At 65.8% G+C, this 5,087-nt stretch carries 3 protein-coding genes and 2 tRNA genes; all 5 read left to right on the forward strand.

Going from position 1 to position 5,087, the window contains the following annotated elements; all coding sequences use genetic code 11:
- Positions 1–1,620: DNA gyrase subunit B (locus tag OOT08_RS09605; RefSeq protein ID WP_325092428.1), on the forward strand; the 1,620-nt coding region annotated here is incomplete at its 5' end.
- A 46-nt stretch (positions 1,621–1,666) separates the two neighbouring features.
- Positions 1,667–4,192: a DNA gyrase subunit A gene (gene gyrA, locus OOT08_RS09610; RefSeq protein ID WP_325092903.1), complete on the forward strand. Its 2,526-nt coding sequence runs from the start codon at positions 1,667–1,669 to the stop codon at positions 4,190–4,192.
- The gene (locus tag OOT08_RS09615) at positions 4,185–4,595 is read left to right on the forward strand and encodes a DUF3566 domain-containing protein (RefSeq protein WP_325092429.1); all 411 of its coding nucleotides are present in this window, start codon (positions 4,185–4,187) and stop codon (positions 4,593–4,595) included. Before gyrA ends, OOT08_RS09615 begins: the two co-directional genes overlap by 8 nt.
- A gap of 119 nt (positions 4,596–4,714) precedes the next feature.
- Positions 4,715–4,788, forward strand: a tRNA-Ile gene (locus tag OOT08_RS09620).
- Between the two features lie 26 nt (positions 4,789–4,814).
- Positions 4,815–4,890, forward strand: a tRNA-Ala gene (locus tag OOT08_RS09625).
- The last annotated feature ends 197 nt before the right edge of the window (positions 4,891–5,087 follow it).

Here is a 5,087-nt window from a genome sequence, read left to right on the forward strand (position 1 = left end):
TCCTCCGTGGTCAACGCGCTCTCCTCCAACATGGAGGTCGAGGTGCGCCGTCAGGGCTCCGTCTGGCGGCAGCGCTTCACGATCGGCGTCCCCGACGCCCCGCTCGCTCAGGGCGAGGACACCGAGCTCACCGGCACGACGATTACGTTCTGGCCGAGCCCCGATATTTTCGAGACGATCGACTTCGACTACGCCACGCTCAAGGCGCGCTTCCAGCAGATGGCCTTCCTGAACAAGGGCCTGAAGATCTCGATGCGGGACGAGCGCGAGCGCGAGCCCATCCTGAACGAGGACGGCGAGCAGATCCCCGCGCCCGTTCAGGCGGATGAGTTCCACTACGAGCGCGGCCTGGAGGACTACGTCCAGTACCTGAACTCGGCCAAGCGCGCGGAGCTGGTGCACGACGAGATCATCTCCTTCGAGCTTGAGGACACCGAGAAGAAGATCTCGCTCGAGGTCGCGATGCAGTGGACCACGGCGTACACCGAGTCCGTGCACACCTACGCGAACACGATCAACACGCACGAGGGGGGCACGCACGAGGAGGGCTTCCGCGCGGCGCTCACCACCCTCGTCAACAAGTACGCCCGCGAGAAGAAGCTGCTGCGCGAGAAGGACGAGAACCTCTCGGGAGATGACGTCCGCGAGGGCCTCACCGCCGTCGTCTCCGTCAAGCTCGGCGAGCCGCAGTTCGAGGGCCAGACGAAGACGAAGCTGGGCAACACGGAGGCCAAGGCCTTTGTGCAGAAGGTCACGGGCGATCAGCTCGGCGACTGGTTCGGGCGCAACCCGAACCAGGCCAAGGAGATCATTCGTAAGGCGATCCAGGCCTCGACCGCGCGCCTCGCCGCCCGGAAGGCTCGCGAGACCGCCCGCCGCAAGGGCCTGCTGGAGTCGGTCGGGATGCCCGGCAAGCTCAAGGACTGCTCCTCCAAGGACCCCTCGCGTTCTGAGATCTTCATCGTCGAGGGTGACTCGGCCGGCGGCTCGGCCGTGCAGGGCCGGGACCCCGAGACGCAGGCGATCCTGCCGCTGCGGGGCAAGATCCTGAACGTGGAGAAGGCCCGCCTCGACCGCGCGCTGCAAAACGCCGAGGTCCAGGCAATGATCACCGCCTTCGGCGCGGGGATCGGGGAGGACTTCGACCCCGAGAAGGCCCGGTACCACAAGATCGTGCTCATGGCCGACGCCGATGTGGACGGCCAGCACATCACGACGCTGCTGCTGACCCTGCTGTTCCGCTTCATGCGCCCGCTGATTGACCAGGGCTACGTCTACCTCGCGCAGCCGCCGCTGTACCGCCTGAAGTGGTCCAACGCCGAGCACGAGTACGTCTACACGGACGAGGAGCGCGACGACCGCCTGGAGAAGGGCCTCGCCGCCGGGCGACGGATCCCCAAGGACAACGGCATCCAGCGTTACAAGGGTCTGGGCGAGATGGACTACCGCGAGCTGTGGGAGACCACGATGGACCCGGAGACGCGGACGCTGCTCCAGGTCACCCTGGACGACGCCGCCACGGCGGACGAGATTTTTTCAACCCTGATGGGGGAGGACGTCGAGAGCCGTCGCAACTTCATCCAGCAGAACGCGAAGGACGTGCGTTTCCTTGACATCTAATGACGACGTGACGAACAACGTGACGAACGACGAGAGCACCGGCCCCGTGGCCAACGCGCGCAGCCCGCACGACGGCCAGCGCGACCACGTGAACCAGGTCGATCTGCAGCTTGAGATGCAGAGCTCCTACCTGGCCTACGCCATGAGCGTGATCGTCGGCCGCGCCCTCCCCGAGGTGCGCGACGGCCTGAAGCCCGTGCACCGCCGCGTGATCTACGCGATGCACGACGGCGGCTACCGCCCCGACAAGGCCTTCTCGAAGTGTGCCCGAGTCGTCGGCGACGTCATGGGCCAGTTCCACCCGCATGGTGACAGCTCGATCTACGACGCGCTCGTCCGCCTCGTGCAGCCGTGGAGCCTGCGCTACCCGCTGGCGCTTGGCCAGGGAAACTTCGGCTCACCCGGAAACGACGGCGCGGCCGCTCCCCGGTACACCGAAACCAAGATGGCCCCGCTCGCCTCGGAGATGGTCCGCGACATCGACGAGGACACCGTCGACTTTGAGGACAACTACGACGGGCGGACCCAGGAGCCCACCGTGCTCCCCGCGCGCTTCCCGAACCTGTTGGTGAACGGGTCCGTCGGCATCGCCGTTGGCATGGCCACGAACATTCCTCCGCACAACCTGCGGGAGGTCGCCGAGGGCGCCCAGTGGTACCTGGATCACCCCGAGGCCACCCGCGAGGAGCTGCTTGAGGCGCTCATGCAGCGCATCAAGGGACCGGACTTCCCGACCGGGGCGCAGATCCTCGGCACCAAGGGCATCCAGGACGCCTACCGGACCGGGCGCGGCTCGATCACGATGCGCGCCGTGGTCTCCATTGAGGAGCTGCAAAACCGCACCTGCCTCGTGATCACCGAGCTGCCGTACCAGGTCAACCCCGACAACCTCGCCATCAAGATCGCGGACCTGGTCCGCGACGGCAAGGTCGCCGGCATCGCCGACATCCGCGACGAGACGAGCGGCCGGACCGGTCAGCGCCTCGTGATCGTGCTCAAGCGGGACGCGGTGGCGAAGGTTGTGCTGAACAACCTCTACAAGCACACCTCGCTGCAGGAGAACTTCGGCGCGAACATGCTGGCGATCGTGGACGGGGTGCCGCGCACCCTCGCGCTCGACGGCTTCATCACCGCGTGGGTCAAGCACCAGATCGACGTGATCGTGCGCCGGACCCAGTTCCGCCTGAAGAAGGCCGAAGCCGAGGCCCACATCCAGCGCGGCTACCTGAAGGCCCTCGACGCCCTCGACGCCGTCATCGCCCTCATCCGCCGCTCTCCCACGGTCGACGAGGCCCGCTCCGGCCTGATGGAGCTGCTTGACGTTGACCAGCTGCAGGCGGACGCGATCCTCGCGCTGCAGCTGCGCCGCCTGGCCGCCCTGGAGCGGCAGAAGATCATGGAGCTCGCCGAGAAGCTTGAGCGCATGATCGCCGAGTTCAAGGCGATCCTGGCCAGCCCCGAGCAGCAGCGCACGATCATCAGCCAGGAGCTCGCCGAGATCGTGGACCGCTTCGGTGACGAGCGCCGCACGAGCATTCAGTACGGCTACGACGGTGACATGTCGATGGAGGACCTCATCCCCGAAGAGGAGATGGTGGTCACGGTGACCCGCGGCGGCTACGTCAAGCGGACCCGGATCGATAACTACCGCTCGCAGCACCGCGGCGGCAAGGGCGTCAAGGGTGCCCAGCTGCGCGCCGACGACATCGTCGAGCACTTCTTTGTGACGACAACCCACCACTGGCTGCTGTTCTTCACGAGCACGGGGCGGATGTACCGGGCGAAGACGTACGAGGTGCCCGAGGGCGGCCGCGACGCGAAGGGGCAGCACCTCGCGAACCTGCTCGCGCTTGCGCCGGGGGAGACGATCACCCAGGTGCTCGACGTGCGCGACTTTGAAACCGCCGACTACCTGGTGCTCGCGACCCGCGACGGCCTCGTGAAGAAGACGAAGCTCGACGAGTACGACACGAACCGAACGGGTGGGATCATCGCGATCAAGCTCCGCGAGGATGACGAGCTCGTCTCCGCGTTGCTGACCAACGACGACTCCGACGTGCTCCTCGTGTCCCGCCAGGGCATGTCCGTGCGCTTCGCGGCGAACGAGACAGCGCTGCGCTCGATGGGCCGCTCCACGAGCGGTGTCCGGGGGATGAAGTTCCGCGAGGGCGACGCCCTGCTGAACGCCTCCACCGTCGAGGGAAGCGAGGGCTTTGTCTTCGCCGTGACCGAGGGCGGCTACGCCAAGCGCACCGCGGTCGACGAGTACCGCGTGCAGCAGCGCGGCGGTTTCGGGATCAAGGTCGCGAAGCTCGACGAGACGCGCGGCGACCTGGTCGGCGCCCTGATCGTGGAGGAAACCGACGAGGTCCTGGTGGTTCTTGCCAGCGGCAAGGTGGTACGCTCGGACGTTGCCGAGGTCCCCGCAAAGGGCCGCAACACCATGGGAGTCGTCTTCGCGCGATTCCCAGACGCCGATCGTATTATCGGAATCGCTCAGAACTCGGAACGAAACCTCGACACCCCCGACGAGGCCGAAGCAGCGGAAAACCCAGAGGACGTGAATGAGTAACACAGTCGCCGACAAACTTGCGCGGAAGACGCGCAAGAAGGCCCCCGCGAAGCAGGTCCGCCTGAAGCTCGTTTATGTCGACTTCTGGTCGGCGGTCAAGTACTCCTTCCTGGTGTCCCTGTGTCTGGCAATCGTCGGCACCGTGGCCATGATCCTGATCTACACGGTGCTCGTGCAGACCGGGGTACTCGACAAGGTCAACGAGCTGTTCATGGACGTCGTCGCGGGCGATGACTTTAACCTGAGCAAGATCCTGGGCTTCCCCCAGGTCGCGGGCTTTGCCGTGGTGGTCGGGGTCCTGAACACGATCGTCGGCACTGCGCTGGGCGCGGTCGCGGCCCTGATTTACAACCTGCTGGTCCGGGTGCTGGGTGGCTTCCAGCTCGGTTTCACCAGCAACTAAGCACGCACCGGGGTGTTTCGCGGCGGCCACGAGACCGCCGCGAAACGCCCGGCGTGTACGCGCAGGGGCTTCGATTTCGGATTTGACATCTTTTCCGGTAAAGTTGCATCTTGGCACGGGGGGCTATAGCTCAGTTGGTTAGAGCGCTTCACTGATAATGAAGAGGTCCCAGGTTCAAATCCTGGTAGCCCCACAGAGACGCACGTCTCTCCCGGAAACGGGGCCTTAGCTCAGTTGGTAGAGCGCCTGCTTTGCAAGCAGGATGTCGGGAGTTCGATTCTCCCAGGCTCCACCAGGAACACCCCCTCACTGAGGGGGTGTTTTTCGTGGTGCCCGCGCAGCGGGCCAGAGCCCAGCTTGAGATGTGGCTCGCTTGGTAGCGTGGGGTGACGACGAAAGAGGGACGCCCCGCATGACTTCGAAGACCGCCGCCCGGCCGGGAAACGCGGCGTTGCTCGCCGCCCTCGCGGCGCTGCTGACCCTGAGCGGGTG

It is taken from the genome of Leucobacter sp. M11 (genome assembly GCF_035726885.1).
GTDB lineage: Bacteria > Actinomycetota > Actinomycetes > Actinomycetales > Microbacteriaceae > JAPFRB01.

Excerpts from the sequence above, each read along its gene's own strand:
- OOT08_RS09615 (WP_325092429.1), top strand. The coding sequence starts at position 4,185 with ATGAGTAACACAGTCGCCGACAAACTTGCGCGGAAGACGCGCAAGAAG.